Raw genomic sequence first — 19,980 nt, forward strand, 5'->3', positions numbered from 1 at the left:
GACCTCTCGTGGAACGGCGTCTGGGCCGCCTCGGCGTCCGCGCGGCATCGGTCGGCCTGCTCCTGGCCGGGCTGGCCGGCGGCGTCTACCTGAGCAAGGATCGCGTGATCCCCTCCCCGGTGTCGGCCTCCACCGTCGTCGACCTGCAGGTCGAGTCGCAGGATCTGAGCCTGCTCAAGCAGCGCCAGGGCGAGCACGCCGCCGCCCGCGCCTGGCAGCGCGAGGCCGAGGGCGCGGCCGCGGCCAAGGCGGCCGCCGCCGCCAAGCTGACCGCGGCCCGCGCCCACGACCTCGAGGAGCAGGTCGTGGCCGACAAGAAGAAGGCCGAGGAGAAGAAGAAAGCCCTGGAGAACGGCGGTCCGGTCCCCTACGACGGCCCGATCCCCGGCTCCTGCAACGAGTTCAGCGGGAGCCGCAAGATCGGCTGTGCCCTGATGATCGACTACGGCTTCGGCATCGATCAGTTCCCCTGCCTGAACAACCTGTGGACCAGAGAGAGCGGCTGGAACTACAAGGCCGAGAACAAGGGCTCCGGAGCGTACGGCATCCCGCAGTCGCTGCCCGGCAGCAAGATGGCCTCGGCCGGCGCCGACTGGAAGACCAACCCCGCCACCCAGATCAAGTGGGGCCTGGGCTACGTCAAGGGGCGTTACAAGACCCCCTGCGGCGCCTGGAACAACTTCCAGAACAACGGCAACTACTAGATCTGGAAGCCGGCCACCAGCACCCGCAGCTCCTCGCTGGTCCGGGCCAGATCGTCGGTGCTGCGGCGGGAGTGGGTGACGGCCGTCGCCGTGGAAGCGGCCGCCGTCGCCACCCCGGCGATGTTCGTCGCGATCTCGGAGCTGCTGCCGGCCACCTCGGCCACGTTGCGCCCCATCTCGCTGGCCGTCGCGGTCTGCTCCTCGACCGCGGCAGCGATCACCGTCTGCAGGTCGCTGATCCGCCGGACCACGTCGCCGATCCCGTCGATGGCGCCGACGGCCGCGCCGGTGTCGCCCTGGATCTGATCGACCAGCCGGGAGATCTCCGTCGTCGCCTTCGCGGTCTCCTGGGCGAGCTCCTTGACCTCGCCCGCGACCACCGCGAACCCCTTGCCCGACTCACCGGCCCGGGCCGCCTCGATCGTCGCGTTGAGCGCCAGCAGGTTGGTCTGCTCGGCGATTGAGGTGATCAGCGCGATCACCTTGCTGATCTCGGCCGACGAGACGCCCAGCTGGCCGACGGTCACAGTCGTACGCTCGACCGCGCTGACCGCCTCGGCCGCCACCCGGGCCGCCTCACCGGCGCCCTTGGCGATCTCCTCGATGGCCAGCGCCATCTCGGCGCTGCCGGCTTCCAGGACCCGTACATTGCCGGACACGTGACCGGCGGCCTGAGCGACCACCTCGGCCTGCGCGTCGGTCTCGGTGCTGGACGCGTCGATCTGGCTCGACACGGCCGCCAGCTCCTGAGCGGCCTCGGCCAGCGTCACGGCGTGCCCGTTGATCGCCGACACGGTGCCACCCAGCGAGGCGGCGGTGCGGTCGAGGGCCTCGCCCAGCTCCCCCAGCTCGTCCTTGCGCTGCAGCCCGGCCCGGGCCTTGAGGTCGCCGCCGGCCAGCCGGTTCAGCGCGCCCACGACCACGGCGAGCGGCCGGACCACGGAACGGGTGGCCGCCACCCCCATCACCACGGCCAGGAGCAGGGCGAGAAGCAAAGTGCCACCCAGGACGCGTACGCCCGTCTCCCGCACCCGCTCGACGTCGGCCTGCAGCGCCCCGACCCGCCCGTCGACCGACTTCTCCAGCGTGCTGGTGATGTCCAGGACGACGCCGTACGACGTCGCCGCGTCACCGCCGTTGACACTGGTCATCGCCTTGGCCCGGGCGGCCCGGGTGTCCTGCTTGAGCCAGCCCATGACGGTGTCGTCCCACTGGAAGAAGTCGTCCCAGGCCGGCTGCAGCTTGGCGAACTCGGCCTTCTCGCCGTCCGTCATGAGGCTCGTGTCGACGGCCTTGAGGTCGGCGTAGGTGCGGTCCTTGGCCGCCAGCTCGCCCTTGCGGTTGTAGTTGGCCGCGTTGATCGCGTACGCGTTGCCGAACGCGCCCGCGTCGGCCAGCACGAGCCCCTGCCACCCCGTGACATCGGCCGCGTCGTAGGCGACGGTCTGCACGTCGTCGCGCAACGTCTGCAACGCGGCCAGCTCCCGCTGCTTGTCGGACTGCTGCCCCAGACTCCACCAGCCGGCCCCGGCCGCCGTGACGATCAATGCGGTGAGTACCAAATAAGAAGCGCCGAGCCTGGTGCCGACGCTGACATCCCCGATGCGCATGAAAGCTCCAAGTGATCGGGCACTAACCGCCCGCTATAAGGGCTATCGGTAATCCGCCACCCATCGGTAAGACGTTTAGCCGTGACCCTCGCCACGGCCAGGCGGTAAAAGGCGTAGTACGAAGGCCGGCCCTTCTGGCACCATCGGTCCATGCAGCCGCGCGCCGAGAAGATGATGCGCCCCTCATCGGGGTTCCTCGGCGTGCGCTAGCAACACCACCGACCAGGCCCCTGTCGCGCGGGGCCGGTCGCATCGTCTCTCCCCCGCTCCCGGCAGGTCGAGCGAAAGAGGCAGACGATGAGCTTCTACATCACCACAGCCATCCCGTACGTCAACGCCGCTCCCCACCTCGGGCACGCGCTGGAGCTGGTGCAGGCGGACGTCCTCGCGCGCCACCGCCGGCTCCGGGGCCAACCGGTCCGCTTCCTGACCGGAACCGACGACAACGCGTTCAAGAACGTCACCGCCGCCCGCGCCGCCGGCGTGGACGTACGCTCCTTCGTGGACAGCAACGCGGCCAGGTTCGCCGCCCTGCGCGAACCGCTGGCGCTGTCGTTCGACGATTTCATCCGTACCAGCGCCGACCCGCGCCACGCCGCCGGAGTGACCCGGCTGTGGCAGCAGTGCGCCGCCGCCGGCGACTTCTACCGCCGCCGGTACGAGGGCCTGTACTGCGCCGGCTGCGAGCAGTTCTACGCCGAGGCGGAGCTGACCGACGGCGTCTGTCCCGAGCATCTGACGCCACCCGAGCCCGTGGCCGAGGAGAACTGGTTCTTCCGCTTGTCCCGCTACACCGACCGGCTGCTGGCGCTCTTAGAGACCGGAGAGGTACGCATAAAGCCGGCTGCCCGCCGCAACGAGGTGCTCGCCTTCATTCGCGCCGGCCTCAGCGACCTCAGCGTCTCCCGCCCAGCGGCGCGGGCCGCCGGCTGGGGCATCAGTCGGCCGAGCGGGTCCACGTCATCGGCAAGGGCATCGTCCGGTTCCACGCCGTCTACTGGCTGGCCCTGCTCCTCTCGGCCGGCCTGCCGCTACCCACCACCATCTTCGTGCACGACTACCTGACCGTGGACGGCGCGAAGCTCTCCAAGAGCGCCGGTGATGCCGTCGACCCGGCAACCCTGACCGACCTGTACGGCTCGGACGCCGTCCGCTGGTGGCTGCTGCGCGACGTGGCCCCGCTCGGCGACACCGACTTCACCATCGACCGCCTGATCCACCGGGCCAACCTCGACCTTGCCAACGGCTTCGGCAACCTGACCCACCGCACCCTGACCCTGATCCACAAACTTCAAGCCGGCGAGGTCCGCCCGCTCCACACCGGGGAGGCGGCTCACCTGACGAACGCCTGCGCCACGCTGCCCGCCCGCATCGACCAGGCCCTGGACGACTTCGACTTCCGAGCCGCGACCACGGCCCTGACCGCAGTCGTGACCGAGGCCAACCGCTTCATCGAAACCAGCCGCCCCTGGGAACGGGCTCCCGATGCCGACGCCGTCCTCTCCACATTGGTCCACGTCTGCCGCCTGCTGGCCCATGAGCTCCAGCCCTTCCTCCCGGCCGCCGCCGACCGGCTGCGAACTCAACTGACGCCGGGCGCTCGGCCCGAGCCGGCCTTCCCCCGCTTGATCTGACGGTCAGGGAACGAGAGCCACGAAGCGGAGACCGGTCGTTCGCTCCGCCAGGTCGAGCGCGGCCGCCGGGTCGTCCAAGCCGACCGTCAGCGGTTCGATCACGGACAGGTCCAGAAGACCGGCCCGGATCAGGTTCCACACCGTGGTCACCGTCTCGTCGTCGCTCATCCAGGAGCCGCGCAGGGTGAGCCGGCGGTGCATCAGGTCGCCGTACGGGATGGTCAGGTCCTGGCGTACGCCGCCGATGAGCACCAGAGTGCCGTGCCCGCGGAGGCTGTCGTACGCGGCCATCGTCGCGTCCGCCGTCGGTGTGGCGCCGAGGGCGTCGAGGGCCACATCGACCGGCCCGATACCGGCCGCGTCGGTTGCTCGGTCACCGGTCAGCCGATGGGTCCGGACCCGGGGGCCGAGTTCGGCCAGCCGATCGAGAACCTCGGTGTTACGGCCCACCGCGGTGACCGATGCGGCCCCCTCGGCCAGCGCCGTCACCACCGCCGCGCCGCCCAGCTGGCCCGTCGCACCGATCACGGCGACGTCGCGGCCGGCCAGCGGGCCCGCCGCGTGCAGGCCGGCCGCGGCGATGCAGAGCCACGGCAGGAACGACAGGCGAGCGAGATCCGGGTATTTCTCCGCGCCGGGCAGCTTGACGAGCGTCTCCTTCGCGCACAGCGCCTTCTCGGCGAAGACCCCGTCGTGCCATTGGGCGCGCATGCGGGCCGTACGCTCACTGCCGGCGCCGGAGCCGCCCAGACCGACCCATCCCACCAGAATCTCGTCGCCGTCACCGGCGTCGAGCAGCGCCGTGTCCACCACGATGTCGCCCGGGGCCACGTGGAACACGTCGGGGGCCACGTCGATCACCCGGCCGATGCAGGCCGGGCCGAGGGTGAGCGGCGGCGTGGGGAGACCGCCACGGTTACCCGTCACCACCATTTTCGTGTACGCCGGCAGATGCGCGGCGAGCACCTCCACGAGCACCCCACCGCCGGTGAGGGCCGGTTCGGGAACCTCGCTGAGGCGTACGTCTTCGTTCGGGGAAGCAATCGTCCAAGCATGCATGAGCCAAGCTTCGGGCGGCTTTAAGCTGGTATCCAGAGCCGCTTTATTCTGGTATTGGAGGTTCCAGGGTGAGCACCGAACTCGGCGCCTTTCTCCGCAGCCGCCGCGAACGGCTGAGCCCGGCCGGCCTGGGCCTGCCGACGACCGGCCGCCGGCGCACACCCGGCCTGCGCCGCGAGGAGCTGGCCCTGCTGGCCGGCATCAGCGCCACCTGGCTCACCTACCTCGAGCAGGGCCGCGACGTGCAGCCCTCCGCCCAGGTGCTCGACGCGCTGGCCCGGGCCCTCCGGCTGACCGGCGCCGAACAGGAGCACCTGCGCCACCTGGCCGACGGCGGGGGGGGGGGAAGCGGGCAGGGCGCCCCGGAGGAGGCGGCGGCCGAGATCGCGGGCGTTCCGGCGCTCCTGGGCGACAACCCGGCGTACGTCACCGGTCTCTGCTACGACGTTCTCGCCGCCAACGACGCCGCGGCGGAGCTGTTCCGGGGGATGGCGCCGGGCGGCAACGTCGTCCGCTGGATGTTCACCGAACCGGCCGCCCGCGACATCCTGGTCGACTGGGAGCCGGAGGCGCGCCACATCCTGGCCCGGCTGAGGGCGATCGCGGGCCGGCACCCGGGTCACCCGCGAGTGACCCGGCTGGTGGCTGAGCTGACCGAGGCGAGCCCCGAGGCCCGCGACTGGTGGCAGCGGTACGACATCCAGTTCAGCCACGCGGGCAGCAAACGGCTCCGCCACCCCCGGCTGGGCGTGATCACCGTCCCCCACGCCGCGTTCCACGTGGCCGAGCAACCCGAACAGACGCTGGTCGTCTACCACCTACCCCCCTTGTGACGACAGTTCGCCGGCTCGGGTCAGCCGACGTCCCGGAGCACGTCACCCGAGGCGGGGCAGACCCGGTGTGCTTCCGGGGTCGGCCGGATCCAGTCCCGCGATCATGCCCAGATCCGCTGACGGCAGGTCCAGCGCTCGAGCGACCTCCTCGATCAGGGCGCGTTCGGGGACAAGGCGGCCGTCGCGGAGCTTCCTGATCGTCGTCATTGCCCGCCCGGTCCGCCGGGCCATCTCGTCCGACGACAGACCACGCATCTCGACCAACAGCCGGAACACGGCGCCGAAGGGATGCGGGTCGGTTTCCCCCGCCGGGGCGAGCGCCGGCCCGACGACCTTGTCCCCGACCTTCATCTGCCACCGTAGGAGCCGGTCCTCAAGCAGCCTGACCTGCGCCACAAACAACTGCGCTTCACCCGCGCCCAGGCTCAACGAACCAGGCACGACAACCTCAACCACCTGCACAGCTCCAGGCGCCAGCCCCAGGGACGAGGAGCACCGGCGCGGCATGCCGACGTCAGACACCCGCCAGCCCCGATCCCACCACGGCAGCTCATCCAGCAGCGAATCAAGAAACGCCGCCAACCCCGCCTGATCCGTCACACCCTCGCCCGGCCGACTCAGCGCCTCGACCACGCCCTTGCTCAGCAGCCGCTCCCCCGTTCGCCATGGCCGCATGCTAGGTCGTCGATGACTTGACCGAACAGCGGCGACGGTTCTAATCCTGGCTTCAGGTTGATCGGCGAGGATGAGCGGAGAAGCACCCACTGAGAGGACGGGCCGGCGTGCGGATCATGATCGCGGATGACGAGGCGGCCATCCGTGAGTCGCTGGAGCGGGTGCTGCAGGTCGAGGGTTATGAGACCAGCACCGTCGCCAACGGTCTCGCCGTGCTCGAGGGGGTCGGTGGCGACGCGCCGGATCTGCTGATCCTCGACGTGATGATGCCCCGCCTCGGCGGGTTGGAGACCTGCCGGCGGCTGCGGGCGGCGGGCCGGGACCTGCCGGTGCTCATGCTGACCGCCCGGGATCAGGTCGCCGACCGGGTCGCGGGGCTGGACGCCGGGGCCGACGACTATCTGCCCAAGCCGTTCGCCACCGAGGAGTTGCTGGCCCGGGTGCGGGCCCTGCTGCGCCGGCGCGGGCCGGGCGACGACGAGTCGCAGGTCCTGTCGTTCGCCGACGTCCGGCTCGATCCCGACCGGTTCGAGGCGTGGCGGGGAGGGCGGCCGCTGCGCCTGACCCGCACCGAGTTCTCCCTCCTGCAAGTCCTCGTGCGCAACGCGACCCGGGTGCTGACCCGCGATGCGCTGTTCGAGGCGATCTGGGGCTTCGACATGAGCACCACCGCCAACAACCTCCAGGTCTACGTGAGCTACCTGCGCCGCAAGATGGAGGCCGAGGGCGAGCCGCGATTGCTCTACACGTTGCGCGGTTTGGGCTACACGTTGCGGGAGACTCCTCCGTGACCAGGTCCGGGGGCCGGTGGATCCGGTGGTGGCGCCGGCAGTCCTTGCGGAGGAGGATGACGGTGATCGCGGCGACCGCGATCGCGGTCAGCGTGTTCGTGTCCTTCCAGGTGGCCAGCGAGCTGATGGACCGCAAGCTCCGGGCCACCGCCGCGGATCAGCTGCACGCCGACTCCCGCGTCCTGGCCACCAACGCGGAGCGCGCCGGTCTGGCGCAGGTCCCGCTGCCGCCGTACCCGGGAGCCGGTCGGCTGATGCGGGTCATCCTGCCCGACGGCTCGACGCGGACGCCGGCCGGCCAGCCGGCGCTGCCCCCGGTCAGCGAGGACGCACGGCGCGTGGCGCAAGGCGCGGCTACCGACCTGCTGGAGTCGACCGACTGGAACGACGGCTACCGCGTCTACACGCGGCGGGTGGGCGGCGGCGCGGTTCAGGTGGCCGACCTTGCCGACGACAGCCCGATCAACGAGTTCGGGTTCGGCATGCTGTTGATCGGGCTGCTCTGCGTGGCCGGGGGCGCCCTGGTCGGGCGAACCGTGGCGCGGGCCGGGCTGGCACCGATCGACCGGCTGACCGCCGCCGCGGTCCGCGTCGCGCACACCAGGGACCTCGACGCCGACATCCCGGACGAGGGCGGTGGCGAGATCCGGCGGCTGATCCAGTCGATCAATGACATGCTCGCCGCGCTCCGGGATTCCCGGCGGGCCCAGCGGCTGCTCGCCGAGGACGCCGCCCACGAGCTCAAGACCCCGTTGACCAGCCTGCGCCTCAATGTCGAGCTGCTGATCCGGCTCGATCGGCGCGGCACCCTGGACAGCGCGCTGCCGGCGGGGAGCCGGACCCGGCTGCTCAACGATCTCGGCGCCCAGGTGGCCGAGTTGAGCACCCTGGCCGCCGAGTTGACCGACCTGGCGCGTGGTGACGTCAACGACGAGAGCACCGAGCTGATCGACTTCGCCGACGTGGTGGTGGCGGCCGCGACCCGGGCCCGTTCCCGCATGCCCGACATCGAGATCACGCTCGACGTCATGTCCGTGTGGGTGAGCGGCCGGCCCGCCGCCCTCCAGCGGGCGGTGCTCAACCTCATCGACAACGCCGGCAAATGGTCCCCCGCCGGCCGGCCGATCCTCCTCCGGCTCTTCGCCGAGGGCACGTCGGCGGTGCTCGAGGTGGACGACGCCGGACCGGGTATCGACGCCGCCGACGTGCCGCGGGTGTTCGACCGGTTCTACCGGGCCGACAGCGCCCGGGCGCTGCCGGGATCCGGTCTGGGACTGTCGATCGTGCAGCGGGTCGTCGACGCCCACAGCGGCCGGGTCACCGTCGCCCGCTCCGCCCGCGGTGGTGCGCTGCTGCGGGTCGTCCTTCCGGCTGCGGCCTCGCCCGGTCATTGAGGATCTCGTTCCTGCCGCCCGCTCACCGTTGCAGCACGGGCTCCTCCTCGTCGGCGGCCGACGCCCGTCGCTCAACGGGGCGGGCTTGACCGTGTGCCGGGAACACCCTCTGCACTGGATCCATGAATCGAAGAAATGGCATACGGCGAGGACTGGCTCTGGCCGTCGCGATCGGACTCTGCGGGTCACTGGCGGCGGCGCCGGCCGCAGCCGCCGGCGGCAGCACCGGGCAGGTGGAGTGGGGCGCCTGCCCGGCCCCGATCGCGGCGGCCGCCCCGGCGGTACAGTGCGGGACAGTGACGGTACCGCTCGACTACCGGGATCCGGACGGGACGCAGATCGACCTGATGCTGTCGCGGATCGCCAGCGCGAACCCGCAGAAGCGGCGCGGCGTGCTGCTGCTCAACCCGGGCGGGCCGGGCGGCTCGGGGCTGACGATGCCGAACGACCTGCTCGACCTGGGCGTTCCGGCGAGCGTCACCGACGCGTACGACCTGATCGGCATGGACCCCCGGGGTGTCGGCTACTCGGCCCGGGTCGACTGCGGATTCACCGACGACCAGGACTACCCGGGCAACGTGCCGCCGTGGGCCGAGAACGACGCCGCGGTCCTCGAGCAGGCCGCCGCCGCCCGGGCGGTCGCCGAGCAGTGCGCGGCCCACGACGCCGAGGGGCGGATGGCGCACATCTCGACGGCCAACACGGCACGCGACCTGGACCGGATCCGGGCCGCGCTGGGCGAGCGGAAAGCCAGCTTCCTCGGCTACTCGTACGGGTCGGCGCTCGGCGCCGCGTACGCCTCGATGTTCCCGGACACCACCGACCGGGTCGTCATCGACAGCAACCCCGGCGACACCGCGCTGACCCGCGCCGGCGTGCGCCGCTTCGGGCTGGGCTTCGAGCAGGCGTTCCCGGACTTCGCCCGGTGGGCGGCGGCCCGGCACAGCTCGTACGGCCTGGGCCGCACGCCCGGGCAGGTCCGCGCCACCTACTTCGCGCTGGCCGAGCGGCTCGACGAGCAACCGCTGCCCTTCATGGACGGCGGCGACTTCCGGGTCAACACCTTCGCCTCGCTGTACAACGAGTCCAGCTATCCGGCGCTGGCCCGCAACTGGCAGGAGGTCAAGGCGGCCGGTGCGGTGACGGCCGGCGTACGGCCCGCGGCCGCGCCCAGCCCGTACTCCAACTTCTTCTCCGCTTTCCTGGCCGTGACCTGCAACGACAGTGACTGGCCAAGCAACGTCGGGGTGTACCGGCGCAGTGTCGCCGAGGACCGCGAGAAATATCCGATGTTCGGCGCGGCGTCGGCCAACATCAACCCGTGTGCCTTCTGGTCCCGCGGGCCGACCGAGCCGCAGGTCGCCGTCGACGACGACGGTCCGGCCAACATCCTGATCCTGCAGAACCGCCGGGACGCCGCCACGCCGCTGCGGGGCGGGCAGATCATCCGGGCCAAGTTCGCCCACCGGTCCCGCCTGGTCACCGTCGACGAGAACCAGCACGGCGTCTACGTCTTCGACGACAACCCGTGCGCCCTCAACATCGGCACCGCCTGGCTGGTCGACGGCGTCCTCCCACCCGACACGAGCTGCTCAGCCTCCACCCGCTCCGGCCTGAACCTCGACCGCGCGGGCGAGCAGCGCCGCTCCGAGACCTTGCGCAAACACCCGCTCACCGTGAACTGGCTGAGCTGAAACGAGAGAGCGGCGCCACCCATCCGGGCGGCGCCGCTCTCTGTGAGCGATGCTGATCCAACACTGCCGCCTCACCCCAGGCAACCGCGAGAGGTCCTCGAGGAGTCGTGCACGCCTCCCACCGATCGTCGATGCTTGGTCGGCCTGTGAGTCCGGTTAGGCGGCGGCGAGGGCGTCGCGAACGACCTGCGCGCTCGCCGGCGTGCCGGGAAGCACTCCGTACTGGCCGTAGGGAACGACGTAGACCGGGGTGTCCCGCTGGGTGCGCCGGTTCTCGGCCAGCGGCCCGGCGTCGACGGTGTCGTAGCCGAGGCTGTCGAGCAGCTCAGCGACCACCTTCTTGGCCGCGGCATCGTCACCGGCGATCGGCAGCGCCGATCGGTCCGGGCTGCCGGCCGGCCGCGCGAGGGTCCGCAGGTGATCGAACCAGATGTTGTTGAATCCCTTCACCACGCGGGCTTCCGGAAGGTGCTTCTGCAACAGCTCACCGGTGGTGGTGGAACCGTCCTCCAGCTCGTCGAACACGCCGTCACGGTCCGGGTAGTAGTTGTTGGTGTCGATGACGACCTTGCCTGCCAGCGGCTCGACCGGGACGTCCCGGTACGCCTTGAGCGGCACGGTTACGACCACGACATCGCCGGCTGCCGCCGCTTCCGCCGCCGTCGCGGCCCGCGCCTTGGGTCCGAGCTCGGCCACCAGATCCTGGAGGGTCTCCGGGCCCCGCGAGTTACTCAGTACCACGTCGTGACCGGCGGAGACGGCCAGCCGAGCCACGGTGCTTCCGATGTTGCCACTACCGATGATTCCAAGCGTCGTCATAACGGCACAAACCTCGCCGACCGACCCTGGATTCCACTCGGCGCCCCGCCGTGACAGGCGCCACATCAAGCCAAACCGGAGCACTTCGAGCAGCCGCGAGACACAGCCGCTCCACCGAAAGGCGCCACTCCCCCACCGCGAGCGCCCACCTAGCGCAACCACCGCACCGTGGGGGTCTGGGGGGTCGCCCCCCAGGTAGATATGACGAGGCGACCCGGTCCGCGCTCTCTGCGGACAAGGGTCGCCATCGACTCGTGGAGGTGCCGGGAATCGAACCCGGGTCCTTCGTTGCTTTGTCAGGGCTTCTCCGAGCGCAGCTCACTATGCCTCTACTCGGCCCTCCGGCTCACGTGAGCAAGTCCGGATGGCGGGCCCAGTCGTGTTTGATCTCGCCGCACAGTCCTCACGACTGGGACTGTTTGGCCAGCCTTCTAGCTGATGCCGGTGAACTGAGTCGAAGGCGATCTCAGACCGACAGACTTAGCTACTTACCTCAGGCGGCAAGAGCGAAGTCAGCGCGGGAGTTATCCTTGGCGCTTATAGTTTTCCGACGACCGATTCTCGAGACGACGTCGGCTTCCTCGGCTCGCTTCCCCTGTCTCCACGTACGAAGTCGAAACCAGTCACCCCCTAGTAGGGCCGCACGAATGCGGCACCCAAAAGTTTACCTCACGCTGCAAGATCCGCCCACGGCGCTGCAGCCGGCGGGGCGGGCGTTGCCGCGGCCGCTCTTGGTGATCTGGTATCCGAAGGTGGCGGACTTGCCGGGGGCCAGCGGGTCGCCGCTGAAGCTCAGGCTGCTGCCGCTCTGGCTGCCGGAGGCGTTCCAGGTGCCGCGCAGCTCCATGTCGTTCAACCCGGAGTGGGTGACGGTCACGCGCCACTGGGCGGCGGCGTCCCCCTCGTTCACGACGCGTACGAACGCGACATAGCCCCCGTCCCAGCTGGCGGTGACCGACAGCTGGGCCTCGATGTCGGTCTGAGGCGCCGGCTTGGTGGTGGTCTTGGGCGTGGGCGCCGTGGTGACCGGCTTGAGAGTCGGTTTCGAGGCCGAGGACGAGGGCGAAGGGCTGGAGGTACGCGGAGCAACCGACCGGCTGCGTGCGGCGGACGGCGAGGGCGAGGAGGCGGCCGGCGACGGCGAGGACTTAGCCGACGTCGGTGCGGCCGAGGACGGGGCCGGCGAGTCGGAGACGACGAGCGGCACCTGCGGCATCGACGGCAGGACCACCGAGGGCTGGCGGGCCGCCTCGGCCGGGCCGACCGCGCGGACCGCGACCCAGACGACCAGCAGGACGAGGATCGCGACCGAGAAGCTCAGGACGACCCGGGCGGGGGCGAACAGGCGCACGGAGTGCTTGGATGGCAACGGTCGTTCCCCCCGCGAAGATCAAAGAAGCGGGCGGAGCATACCTCAGGCGATGCCTTTCGCACGTCGTCCGACCGCCCGGTTGATTTCCTTCTGGGCGTCTCGTGCCGCCAAGTCCTGCCGCTTGTCGTAGCTCTTCTTGCCCTTGGCGAGACCGATCTCGACCTTGGCGTACCCGTTGTTGAAGTAGACCTGGAGCGGGACCAGGGTGACGCCGTCGTCGCGGAGCTTGCCGCGGATCTTGGCGATCTCCTCGCGGTGCAGCAGCAGCTTGCGGGTGCGGCGGGGCTCGTGGTTGGTCCACGTGCCCTGCGTGTACTCCGGGATGTGCATGCCGTGCAGGAAGAGCTCACCGTACGTTTCCTGACCGAACGCGTCGACCAGGGAGGCCCGCCCGGCCCGCAGCGACTTGACCTCGGTGCCGGTGAGCTGGAGGCCGGCCTCGTACGTGTCGAGGATGCTGTAGTCGTGGCGGGCCTTGCGGTTGGAGGCGACGACTTTGCGCCCCTGTTCGCGTGGCATGACCCACCGACCCCCTATGAAGAGCTGAAACCAACCCGTCAATGTTACAGGGGTCAGCAGAGGCAGCCGGGCAGGTAGGGCAGCGGGTTGCGGGGTACGCCGTCGAAGCGGGTCTCGAAGTGCAGATGGTTGCCGGTGGAGGCGCCGGTGGTGCCGACCCGCCCGATGATCTCGCCGCGGCGTACGTACTCGCCGATGTGCACGAGCATCGCCGACTGGTGGCCGTAGCAGGTGGTGAAGCCGACTCCGCTGATCTTCCCGTGGTCGATGCAGGTGTAGCGGCCGTAGCCACCGGCCCAGCCCGCCCTGATCACCCGCCCGTCGGCCGCGGCGTGGATCGGTGTGCCGCCGCCGGCCGCGAAGTCCGCCCCGGCATGCAATTGCCACACACGGTAGTACGGGTCGTATCGCTGTCCGTAGTCACTGGATTTCCAGCCGTTGACCGGCATGTAGAGCCGGCCGCCCTCGTACCGTCGCTGCCCCGACTTGACCGAGTAGCCGCGCAGCGCTTGCTGGATGCGCGCTTCCTCGGCCTTGGCCGCGCGGTAGCGGGCGAGCACGGCGGCCCGCTGCGAGTTCGCCACCCGCAGCGCCTGGGCCCGGCTCGCGGCGAGGGCGGCCAGCGCCTTCCGGGCCCGCTCGGCGGCGGCCTGGGCCGCCTGGGCGGCGACCAGCTTGGCGCGCGCGGCCGCCTCGGCCTCTTCCGACTCACGCTTGGCGAGTCCGGCGCGGTCTTGTTCGGTACGGGCTTCGCGTCGCGCCCCGACCAGCGTGTCCACCTCACGCTGCTGGGTGCGCATGATCTGCTGGACCATGCTCAGCCGGTCCATCATGTCGGCCGGCCCGGTCGCCTCGACCAGCAGGTTGATCCGGGCGATGTTGCCACCCATGTAGCTGGCCTGGGCGATCTCGTCGACCCGGGACCGGGACTCGGCGACCTTGTCCTGCGCCTGCTGGAACCGGGTGGCGACCCGGTCGTAGGCGGCCCGGGCGGCGTCGGCCCGGCGCGAGGCGGTGTTGGCCGCGGTGATGGCGGCGGCCACGGCACCTCGCGAGGTGGCGACCCGCTGCTGAGCCGAGGGCATGGCCGCGGTGGCGGCCTCCAGCCGGCGGGCCGCGGCGCGGGCGGTGTCGGTCGCCTCTTCGAGCACGGCCTCGGCCTGGTGGACGGCGCGGGCGGCCTGGTCGGGGCTGTTCGGGTCGGCGCGGGCCGGGCTTGGCGCGGCGAGCAGACTCGCACAAATCACCAAGAAGGCAAAAATCCGGCTATAAGACCCCACGGAATGCCACCGTACTCCGGCACGGGCATTTGATCGGCTAAAACGCCCAACGGCCGCGTCCCCCATCGAGGGGGGATGCGGCCGTCAGAACAGTGCGTCAGCTCGAATCAAGGGCGGTGGCGGGGTGGTTGGACGGGCAGCGTTTTCGGTGACTTAGACCTTGAGGTAGAAGCGCAGCGTGATCCACGCGGTGACCGCGCTGACCACGGCCCCCACGCCCGCCAGTAGCGGAAGCATGAGCCAGACGTTGCCGTTGTCGATGGGCGTCAGGATGTTCGTCAGCGCCTGCAACTTGTTGTCGAACAGCACGACCTTGCTGACGAACAGCGCGATGAAGCCCAGGATGGCGCCGATCAGGCCGGCCACCACCGCCTCGAGCACGAACGGGGCCTGGATGAACCAGTTCGAGGCGCCGACCAGCTTCATCACGGCGACTTCGCGCCGCTTGCTGTACGCCGCGACCTGGATCGTGTTTCCCACGAGGAGCAGCGCGGCCAACGCCATCACCCCCGCGACCACCAGCGCACCCACCTGGATGGCGTTGAAGATGTTGAAGACCTTCTCGAGCAGCGTGCGCTGGTCGATGACGTCCTGGATGCCCTGAAGCCCCTGGATCTGGTCGGCGAAGGTCTTGTACTGCTCCGGGTCCTTGAGCTTGACCCGGAACGACTCGGGCAGGCTGTTCGGGCCGACCGACTTGACGAACTCGGGCGAGTCCTTCCAGAGCTCCTGGAAGCGCTTGAGGGCCTCTTCGCGCGTCTCGTACGTGCGCTCGGCGACCAGCGGGTTCGAGGAGATCGCCTGGTCGATCGCCTGGCGCTGAGCCTCGGTGACGTCCGACCGCAGGAAGATCGAGACCTCGATGTTCCCGTAGTAGTAGTTCTTCATCTGGTCGACCTGCAAGTACAGCAGAACGCTAGCGCCCAGCATGGTCAGCGAGACCGACATGGTGATGATCATGGCGACCGTCATCGTGACGTTTCGCCACAGGCCCACCAGGACCTCGTTGAGGACGTACTTCAAGCGCATCGGGGGGTTCCTTCCGGGACTCCGCGCATTTTCCTATTTCTAGGTCGGGGATGTTGTTAGGCGGAGGCCGGCTCAGCCGTAGACGCCACGTGCCTGGTCACGAACGATGCGGCCGCTCTCGATCTCGATGACGCGGCGGCGCATCTGGTTGACGATGTTCGAGTCGTGCGTGACCATCACGACCGTCGTGCCGGTTCGGTTGATCCGGTCCAGCAGGCGCATGATCTCGATCGACGTGTCCGGGTCGAGGTTTCCGGTGGGCTCGTCGGCGAGCAGGATGAGCGGCCGGTTGACGAACGCCCGGGCCACCGCGACACGCTGCTGCTCACCACCGGAGAGCTCGTGCGGGTAGCGGTGCTCCTTGCCGCCGAGACCCACCAGCTCGAGGACCTCGGGCACGACCCGCCGGGACACGGCCTTGGTCTTGCCGATCACCTCGAGGGCGAACGCCACGTTCTCGTACGCGGTGCGGTTGGGCAGCAGGCGGAAGTCCTGGAACACACAGCCGATGGAGCGGCGGAAGTGCGGGATCTTCCACGAGCGGATGGAGGTCACGTCCTTGGCGTTGACCATCACCTTGCCCTGGGTCGGTGCGACCTCGTGCAGCAGGAGCTTGATGATCGTCGACTTGCCGGAACCGGAGGGGCCGATGAAGAAGACGAACTCACCCTTCTCGATACCGACGCTGACATCGTCCAACGACGGCCGAGACGCCTTGGGGTACGTCTTCGTCACGTTCTCGAGCTGAATCACGGGAACGCAGTCTACGCGGTGTAACGAAAACGCCAACCCCGCCGGGTCCGTCAATCTGCACCCGTAGTGGCAAAAATTTCAGACGCCCGGACAGTGCGTCCGGACGTCGTCGCGATGCGTACGGAGATCATCGGAGCCCGCGGGTCAGCTGGCCTTCTCGGACGTCTTGCGCCACTTGATGCCGGCCTCGATGAACTCGTCGATCTCGCCGTCGAAGACCGAGCTCGGGTTGCCCGTCTCCTGCTCAGTGCGCAGATCCTTGACCATCTGGTACGGGTGTAGGACGTACGACCGCATCTGGTCGCCCCATGATCCAGTGGTGTCCTGCTTGAGGCCGGCGAGCTCGGCCTGCTCCTCCTGGCGCTTGCGCTCGAGGAGCCGCGCCTGGAGCACGCGCAGGGCCGAGGCCTTGTTCTGAAGCTGCGATTTTTCGTTCTGGCACGTCACGACGATGCCCGTCGGAATGTGCGTCAGGCGCACCGCGGAGTCCGTCGTGTTAACGCTCTGTCCACCAGGACCCGACGAACGGTAGACGTCCACCCGGAGCTCGTTCTCCGGGATCTCGATGTGGTCGGTGGTCTCCACCACGGGCATCACCTCGACCCCGGCGAAGCTGGTCTGGCGCCGGCCCTGGTTGTCGAACGGGCTGATCCGGACCAGGCGGTGGGTGCCGGACTCGACGCTGAGCGTGCCGAAGGCGTACGGCACCTTGACGGCGAAGGTGGCCGACTTGAGGCCGGCCTCCTCGGCGTACGACGTGTCGTACACCTCGGTGGGGTAGCCGTGGCGCTCGGCCCAGCGCAGGTACATCCGCAGGAGCATCTCGGCGAAGTCGGCCGCGTCGACGCCACCGGCGCCGGCCCGGATCGACACGACCGCCTCACGGGCGTCGTAGTCGCCGGAGAGCAGCGTGCGGACCTCCATCTCCTCGATGGCCTTGCTGAGGCCGACCAGTTCCTGGCCGACCTCGTCGACGGAGGCGGCGTCACCCTCGGCCTCGGCCATCTCGAGAAGAAGGCCGGCGTCGTCGAGCCGCGAGCGGAGCCGCTCGAGCTTGCTGATCTCACCGGAGACGTACGAGAGGCGGCTGTTGACGTCCTGCGCCCGGGCCTGGTCGTCCCACAGGTCGGGTGCGGAGGCCTGGTCCTCGAGATCCGCCTTGTCCCGGCGCAGCTTGTCGACGTCCAGGACGTTCTCGATGTTGCGCAGGGTGGCGTCGAGGGCCTTGAGTTGCTCGGGATAGTCGGCAGCAGTCACGACAGTCAAGACTACGCTGCCCCGGCCAGATCGTGGCCGGGGCAACGCCTTGTCAGTTGGCCGGGGCGACCTTGAGCCAGCTGAGCGCGGCCTTGTGATAGGCGACGGCGAACTCCAGCGCGGCCGCGCCGTACGCGTCCCCCGCCTTCTTCGCCTCCTTCGCCTGCTCCTTGGCCATGGCGAGCGCCTCGGCGTGGTACTCGCTGGCGCCGGTGTAGAGGGTCTGCAACTGATTGCCGCTGTGCTGCTCCCCGAAGGCGACACGGAGAGCGACCGGGTTGCGCAGCGCGTCCCGGCCCGGGGACTCGGCCAGCCACCGGCTGAAGGCACGCTTGCCGGAGGCGGTGATGGCGTAGGGCTGGCTGGATCTGGGGCCGGGCTTACCGAGACGGACGTAGCCCATTTCGGCTAGAACCGGCAATTCGCGGTAGACCTGGCTCCGCGTCATCGACCAGTATGGCCCGAGACGGCGTTCGGCAGCCGCCATGAGCTGTCCGCCGGTCATGGGCCCCTCGTGAAGCAGGCCGAGCAAAGCGGCAGCCGTGGGATTGATTTGAGAGTCGGGCATGGCTTCTAAGCTGCCACTTTGTCGCGCCGACGTCCAGGATTTCGCCCGATCCGTCCATTTTGCGTCTCCACAAACGACTGTCCCGCACAGACAGTCCGACTTCGAGTGTCGGCGCGGCGCGTTCCGCCGCTAATTGTGCTCTTGACCAGGTAAAATGGCGCGACCTAAACGGTCAGACGGCGATGCCGGGCAGCAAACGGACGAAAAGGTACGTACGCGTTCCCGAATTCGGCGTGGCGGCCCCCAAAAGCGGCAATCCCCCGCAAGCCGGGCTGTGGACGCGCGCCCGGCTCTCCCAGCTCCGGCGGTTACTCTGAGGCCCATGAGTGAGCAGGACACCCCAGCGGCGCCGAAAGCGGACGCCGGCGCCGAGCAACCCTCGTCGACGGGTCTTCTGCTCGCGCTCGCCACCCTCGTCTGGATGGGCGCCATGCTCTGGTCGGCCCGCGCGACGATCACGGGCCGTGAGGACGCCGAGATGGAGGTGACCTCCACGGCCTATGCGCTTCCCGGCGCCATTTCGGCCGCGCTCGTCACCGGCGCCGCCACCGGCCTGGCCGTCCTCGCCCTGATCGCCCGGCGCCGCACGCTCGGCGCCACCGCCCGTTTCGCGGTCGCGACCGGCACGGGTCTGCTCGTCGGCCTGATCGGCGCGCTCACCGTGGTGACGATCAACACCGAGGGCTGGATGTACGCGGTGGTCGGCGGCACGATCGCCGCCGCGGCCACGATCGGCGGGGCCCTGGCCGGGTTCCGCGTCCCCCGGGTGGTCAACGCGATCGGCTGGGGCGCCGTCACCGTCTTCGTGGTCGGCTTCGTGCTCAACCTATTCCAGAGCCCGCTGCTGTCGGCGCTCGGCTCGGGGGACTCACAGTCCTCACAGGCCAATGCCGCCCAGTGGTTCTCGTACGGTCAGTCGTTCCTCAGTGGTCTCGCGGCCGGTCTCGTGGCGTACAAGTTGCTCCGGCGGGCCCGCCGGCTCAGCGGCGAGCTGGACGTGCCGTGGGGCTTCTACGCGGTCGCGGGCGGTGGCCCCGGCCTGCTGCTGGTGATTGCCGAGGTGCTGACCCGGACGGCCGGCTCGCGGGTGCTCGACCTGGCCGGCAAGGTGAGCGACCTGGAGCTGGTGGTGCAGCGGATGCTGAGCGGGGCCCGGCTCGACAGCGCGCTGGTCGTCCTGTTCGTGGGCGCCCTCAGCGCGATGTTCGCCGTGGGCCGCACGATCCGCCCCGCCGAGGACGACGAGGACGACGCCGGCGAGGAGGCACCGGTGGTCTCCCGCTCGGGCCGCGTCCGCCGCGCGCCCGAGACGGCCCGGAGCGACGAGCCGGCCGCGTGGCCCGAGACCGGGGAGGACGAGACCGACGACGAGAGGGTCGTCAGCTCGAAATCCGACAAGAACGCCGACTAGAGCAGTTCGTCGAGCTCGGAGACGGCGTACCACTCCAGCTCGTGGTCCTCGGCGCTGTCGACCGTGAACTGCGCGTCGGGATCGCCGGCCAGGGCCTCGTCGACCACTTCGGCCGCGGCGGCCACCGACTCGGCGGCGTCGGCGCTGTCCACGTGGATCGACGCCACCTCCTTGAGCGACAGCGGCTGACGCAGCTCGACCGTGCTCGAGCCGAGCTCGATCTCCTGCGCCACCAGCGCCGAGGCCGGCACGTCGGCCGAGACCACAACCCGGCGGCGGGGCGCGGCATGGTCATGCCGCAACAGCTGCAGGGCGGCCTGCGCGGCCCGGGTGAAGGCCACGTACTCGAGCTCCTCCTCGTCGCCCTCCGCATACCACTCGCGCAGCGCGGGGGTCACCGCATGCGCCTCCAGCGGCCCGGCGCCCAATTGCCCTGAGGCGCGCAGGACCCCGAGCAAAGGCACAGTGGCCGGCACGTAGACCCGGACCAGCTCGGTGATCGGCACGTCTCCTCCTGCGGTTGGACCCTCCCCGAAATACCCGGGTAGGCCCATTCCACCAGTCGTGTCCCGATCGTG

General features: G+C 69.9%; 18 protein-coding genes, 1 other RNA gene and 1 pseudogene. 7 read left to right on the top strand and 13 right to left on the bottom strand.

Going from position 1 to position 19,980, the window contains the following annotated elements:
- Nucleotides 1-8: 8 nt before the first annotated feature.
- Nucleotides 9-704 (top strand): lytic transglycosylase domain-containing protein, encoded by a 696-nt coding sequence (locus tag AB0J66_RS45020; protein WP_364674259.1) that lies wholly within the window; start codon nucleotides 9-11, stop codon nucleotides 702-704.
- Here the strand turns inward: AB0J66_RS45020 and AB0J66_RS45025 are convergent.
- Nucleotides 701-2,314, bottom strand: coding sequence for a methyl-accepting chemotaxis protein (locus AB0J66_RS45025; protein ID WP_364674261.1), 1,614 nt, complete (start codon nucleotides 2,312-2,314; stop codon nucleotides 701-703). The two genes, AB0J66_RS45020 and AB0J66_RS45025, sit on opposite strands and share 4 nt — an antisense overlap.
- A gap of 251 nt (nucleotides 2,315-2,565) precedes the next feature.
- Between AB0J66_RS45025 and AB0J66_RS45030 the strand changes: the two are divergent.
- Nucleotides 2,566-3,948, top strand: a pseudogene (locus tag AB0J66_RS45030) (methionine--tRNA ligase); the annotation flags it as partial.
- Nucleotides 3,949-3,951: 3 nt separating this feature from the next.
- Here the strand turns inward: AB0J66_RS45030 and AB0J66_RS45035 are convergent.
- Nucleotides 3,952-5,007, bottom strand: a complete 1,056-nt coding sequence (locus AB0J66_RS45035; protein ID WP_364674263.1) for a zinc-binding dehydrogenase — start codon at nucleotides 5,005-5,007, stop codon at nucleotides 3,952-3,954.
- 68 nt (nucleotides 5,008-5,075) lie between these two features.
- Here AB0J66_RS45035 and AB0J66_RS45040 point away from each other — a divergent pair, with 68 nt between their 5' ends.
- Nucleotides 5,076-5,840: a helix-turn-helix transcriptional regulator gene (locus AB0J66_RS45040; protein ID WP_364674266.1), complete on the top strand. Its 765-nt coding sequence runs from the start codon at nucleotides 5,076-5,078 to the stop codon at nucleotides 5,838-5,840.
- Between the two features lie 42 nt (nucleotides 5,841-5,882).
- Here AB0J66_RS45040 and AB0J66_RS45045 read toward each other — a convergent pair whose 3' ends face one another.
- Nucleotides 5,883-6,473 carry a helix-turn-helix domain-containing protein gene (locus AB0J66_RS45045; protein WP_364674269.1) on the bottom strand — a complete coding sequence of 197 codons (591 nt, stop codon included), beginning with the start codon at nucleotides 6,471-6,473 and terminating at the stop codon, nucleotides 5,883-5,885.
- 158 nt (nucleotides 6,474-6,631) lie between these two features.
- Here AB0J66_RS45045 and AB0J66_RS45050 point away from each other — a divergent pair, with 158 nt between their 5' ends.
- The 3 genes from AB0J66_RS45050 to AB0J66_RS45060 all read left to right on the top strand — a co-directional run bounded on the left by AB0J66_RS45050 (nucleotide 6,632) and on the right by AB0J66_RS45060 (nucleotide 10,394).
- Nucleotides 6,632-7,306 carry a response regulator transcription factor gene (locus AB0J66_RS45050; RefSeq protein ID WP_364674328.1) on the top strand — a complete coding sequence of 225 codons (675 nt, stop codon included), beginning with the start codon at nucleotides 6,632-6,634 and terminating at the stop codon, nucleotides 7,304-7,306.
- Between the two features lie 56 nt (nucleotides 7,307-7,362).
- Nucleotides 7,363-8,700, top strand: a complete 1,338-nt coding sequence (locus tag AB0J66_RS45055; protein ID WP_364674271.1) for a HAMP domain-containing sensor histidine kinase — start codon at nucleotides 7,363-7,365, stop codon at nucleotides 8,698-8,700.
- Nucleotides 8,701-8,822: 122 nt separating this feature from the next.
- Nucleotides 8,823-10,394, top strand: coding sequence for an alpha/beta fold hydrolase (locus AB0J66_RS45060; RefSeq protein WP_364674273.1), 1,572 nt, complete (start codon nucleotides 8,823-8,825; stop codon nucleotides 10,392-10,394).
- A gap of 156 nt (nucleotides 10,395-10,550) precedes the next feature.
- Here the strand turns inward: AB0J66_RS45060 and AB0J66_RS45065 are convergent, their stop codons facing one another.
- The 9 genes from AB0J66_RS45065 to AB0J66_RS45105 all read right to left on the bottom strand — a co-directional run bounded on the left by AB0J66_RS45065 (nucleotide 10,551) and on the right by AB0J66_RS45105 (nucleotide 17,991).
- Entirely contained in the window at nucleotides 10,551-11,279 is a 729-nt protein-coding gene (locus AB0J66_RS45065; protein WP_364674275.1) for an NAD(P)-binding domain-containing protein, read from the bottom strand.
- Nucleotides 11,280-11,465: 186 nt separating this feature from the next.
- Nucleotides 11,466-11,844: a transfer-messenger RNA gene (gene ssrA / locus AB0J66_RS45070) on the bottom strand.
- 33 nt (nucleotides 11,845-11,877) lie between these two features.
- A complete protein-coding gene (locus AB0J66_RS45075; RefSeq protein WP_364674278.1) occupies nucleotides 11,878-12,582 on the bottom strand; it encodes a cellulose binding domain-containing protein in 705 nt (234 codons plus the stop codon).
- 45 nt (nucleotides 12,583-12,627) lie between these two features.
- Nucleotides 12,628-13,104, bottom strand: a complete 477-nt coding sequence (gene smpB / locus AB0J66_RS45080; RefSeq protein WP_364674280.1) for an SsrA-binding protein SmpB — start codon at nucleotides 13,102-13,104, stop codon at nucleotides 12,628-12,630.
- 53 nt (nucleotides 13,105-13,157) lie between these two features.
- Complete coding sequence (locus AB0J66_RS45085; protein WP_364674330.1) at nucleotides 13,158-14,351, bottom strand: M23 family metallopeptidase; 1,194 nt, start codon at nucleotides 14,349-14,351, stop codon at nucleotides 13,158-13,160.
- A 186-nt stretch (nucleotides 14,352-14,537) separates the two neighbouring features.
- Complete coding sequence (gene ftsX, locus AB0J66_RS45090; protein WP_364674283.1) at nucleotides 14,538-15,413, bottom strand: permease-like cell division protein FtsX; 876 nt, start codon at nucleotides 15,411-15,413, stop codon at nucleotides 14,538-14,540.
- A 72-nt stretch (nucleotides 15,414-15,485) separates the two neighbouring features.
- On the bottom strand, nucleotides 15,486-16,166 hold the full coding sequence (gene ftsE, locus AB0J66_RS45095) for a cell division ATP-binding protein FtsE (RefSeq protein WP_097319361.1): 681 nt from the start codon (nucleotides 16,164-16,166) through the stop codon (nucleotides 15,486-15,488).
- 144 nt (nucleotides 16,167-16,310) lie between these two features.
- A complete protein-coding gene (gene prfB / locus AB0J66_RS45100) occupies nucleotides 16,311-17,423 on the bottom strand; it encodes a peptide chain release factor 2 (protein ID WP_364674285.1) in 1,113 nt (370 codons plus the stop codon).
- 52 nt (nucleotides 17,424-17,475) lie between these two features.
- Nucleotides 17,476-17,991, bottom strand: coding sequence for a PadR family transcriptional regulator (locus AB0J66_RS45105; protein WP_364674287.1), 516 nt, complete (start codon nucleotides 17,989-17,991; stop codon nucleotides 17,476-17,478).
- Between the two features lie 322 nt (nucleotides 17,992-18,313).
- Here AB0J66_RS45105 and AB0J66_RS45110 point away from each other — a divergent pair, with 322 nt between their 5' ends.
- A complete protein-coding gene (locus AB0J66_RS45110) occupies nucleotides 18,314-19,402 on the top strand; it encodes a hypothetical protein (RefSeq protein WP_364674290.1) in 1,089 nt (362 codons plus the stop codon).
- Here AB0J66_RS45110 and AB0J66_RS45115 read toward each other — a convergent pair.
- A complete protein-coding gene (locus AB0J66_RS45115) occupies nucleotides 19,399-19,956 on the bottom strand; it encodes a hypothetical protein (RefSeq protein ID WP_364674293.1) in 558 nt (185 codons plus the stop codon). The two genes, AB0J66_RS45110 and AB0J66_RS45115, sit on opposite strands and share 4 nt — an antisense overlap.
- Between the last annotated feature and the right edge of the window lie 24 nt (nucleotides 19,957-19,980).

It is taken from the genome of Actinoplanes sp. NPDC049598 (assembly GCF_040675435.1).
Classification (GTDB): Bacteria; Actinomycetota; Actinomycetes; order Mycobacteriales; family Micromonosporaceae; genus Actinoplanes.

What these genes read in the sequence shown, in the direction of transcription:
- AB0J66_RS45025 (WP_364674261.1), bottom strand. Translation starts at nt 2,314, where the DNA reads ATGCGCATCGGGGATGTCAGCGTCGGCACCAGGCTCGGCGCTTCTTAT.
- AB0J66_RS45035 (WP_364674263.1), bottom strand. Translation starts at nt 5,007, where the DNA reads ATGCATGCTTGGACGATTGCTTCCCCGAACGAAGACGTACGCCTCAGC.
- AB0J66_RS45050 (WP_364674328.1), top strand. Translation starts at nt 6,632, where the DNA reads ATGATCGCGGATGACGAGGCGGCCATCCGTGAGTCGCTGGAGCGGGTG.
- AB0J66_RS45055 (WP_364674271.1), top strand. Translation starts at nt 7,363, where the DNA reads ATGACGGTGATCGCGGCGACCGCGATCGCGGTCAGCGTGTTCGTGTCC.
- AB0J66_RS45060 (WP_364674273.1), top strand. Translation starts at nt 8,823, where the DNA reads ATGAATCGAAGAAATGGCATACGGCGAGGACTGGCTCTGGCCGTCGCG.
- AB0J66_RS45065 (WP_364674275.1), bottom strand. Translation starts at nt 11,279, where the DNA reads ATGTGGCGCCTGTCACGGCGGGGCGCCGAGTGGAATCCAGGGTCGGTC.
- smpB (WP_364674280.1), bottom strand. Translation starts at nt 13,104, where the DNA reads ATGCCACGCGAACAGGGGCGCAAAGTCGTCGCCTCCAACCGCAAGGCC.
- ftsX (WP_364674283.1), bottom strand. Translation starts at nt 15,413, where the DNA reads ATGCGCTTGAAGTACGTCCTCAACGAGGTCCTGGTGGGCCTGTGGCGA.
- AB0J66_RS45105 (WP_364674287.1), bottom strand. Translation starts at nt 17,991, where the DNA reads ATGCCCGACTCTCAAATCAATCCCACGGCTGCCGCTTTGCTCGGCCTG.
- AB0J66_RS45110 (WP_364674290.1), top strand. Translation starts at nt 18,314, where the DNA reads ATGAGTGAGCAGGACACCCCAGCGGCGCCGAAAGCGGACGCCGGCGCC.
- AB0J66_RS45115 (WP_364674293.1), bottom strand. Translation starts at nt 19,956, where the DNA reads ATGGGCCTACCCGGGTATTTCGGGGAGGGTCCAACCGCAGGAGGAGAC.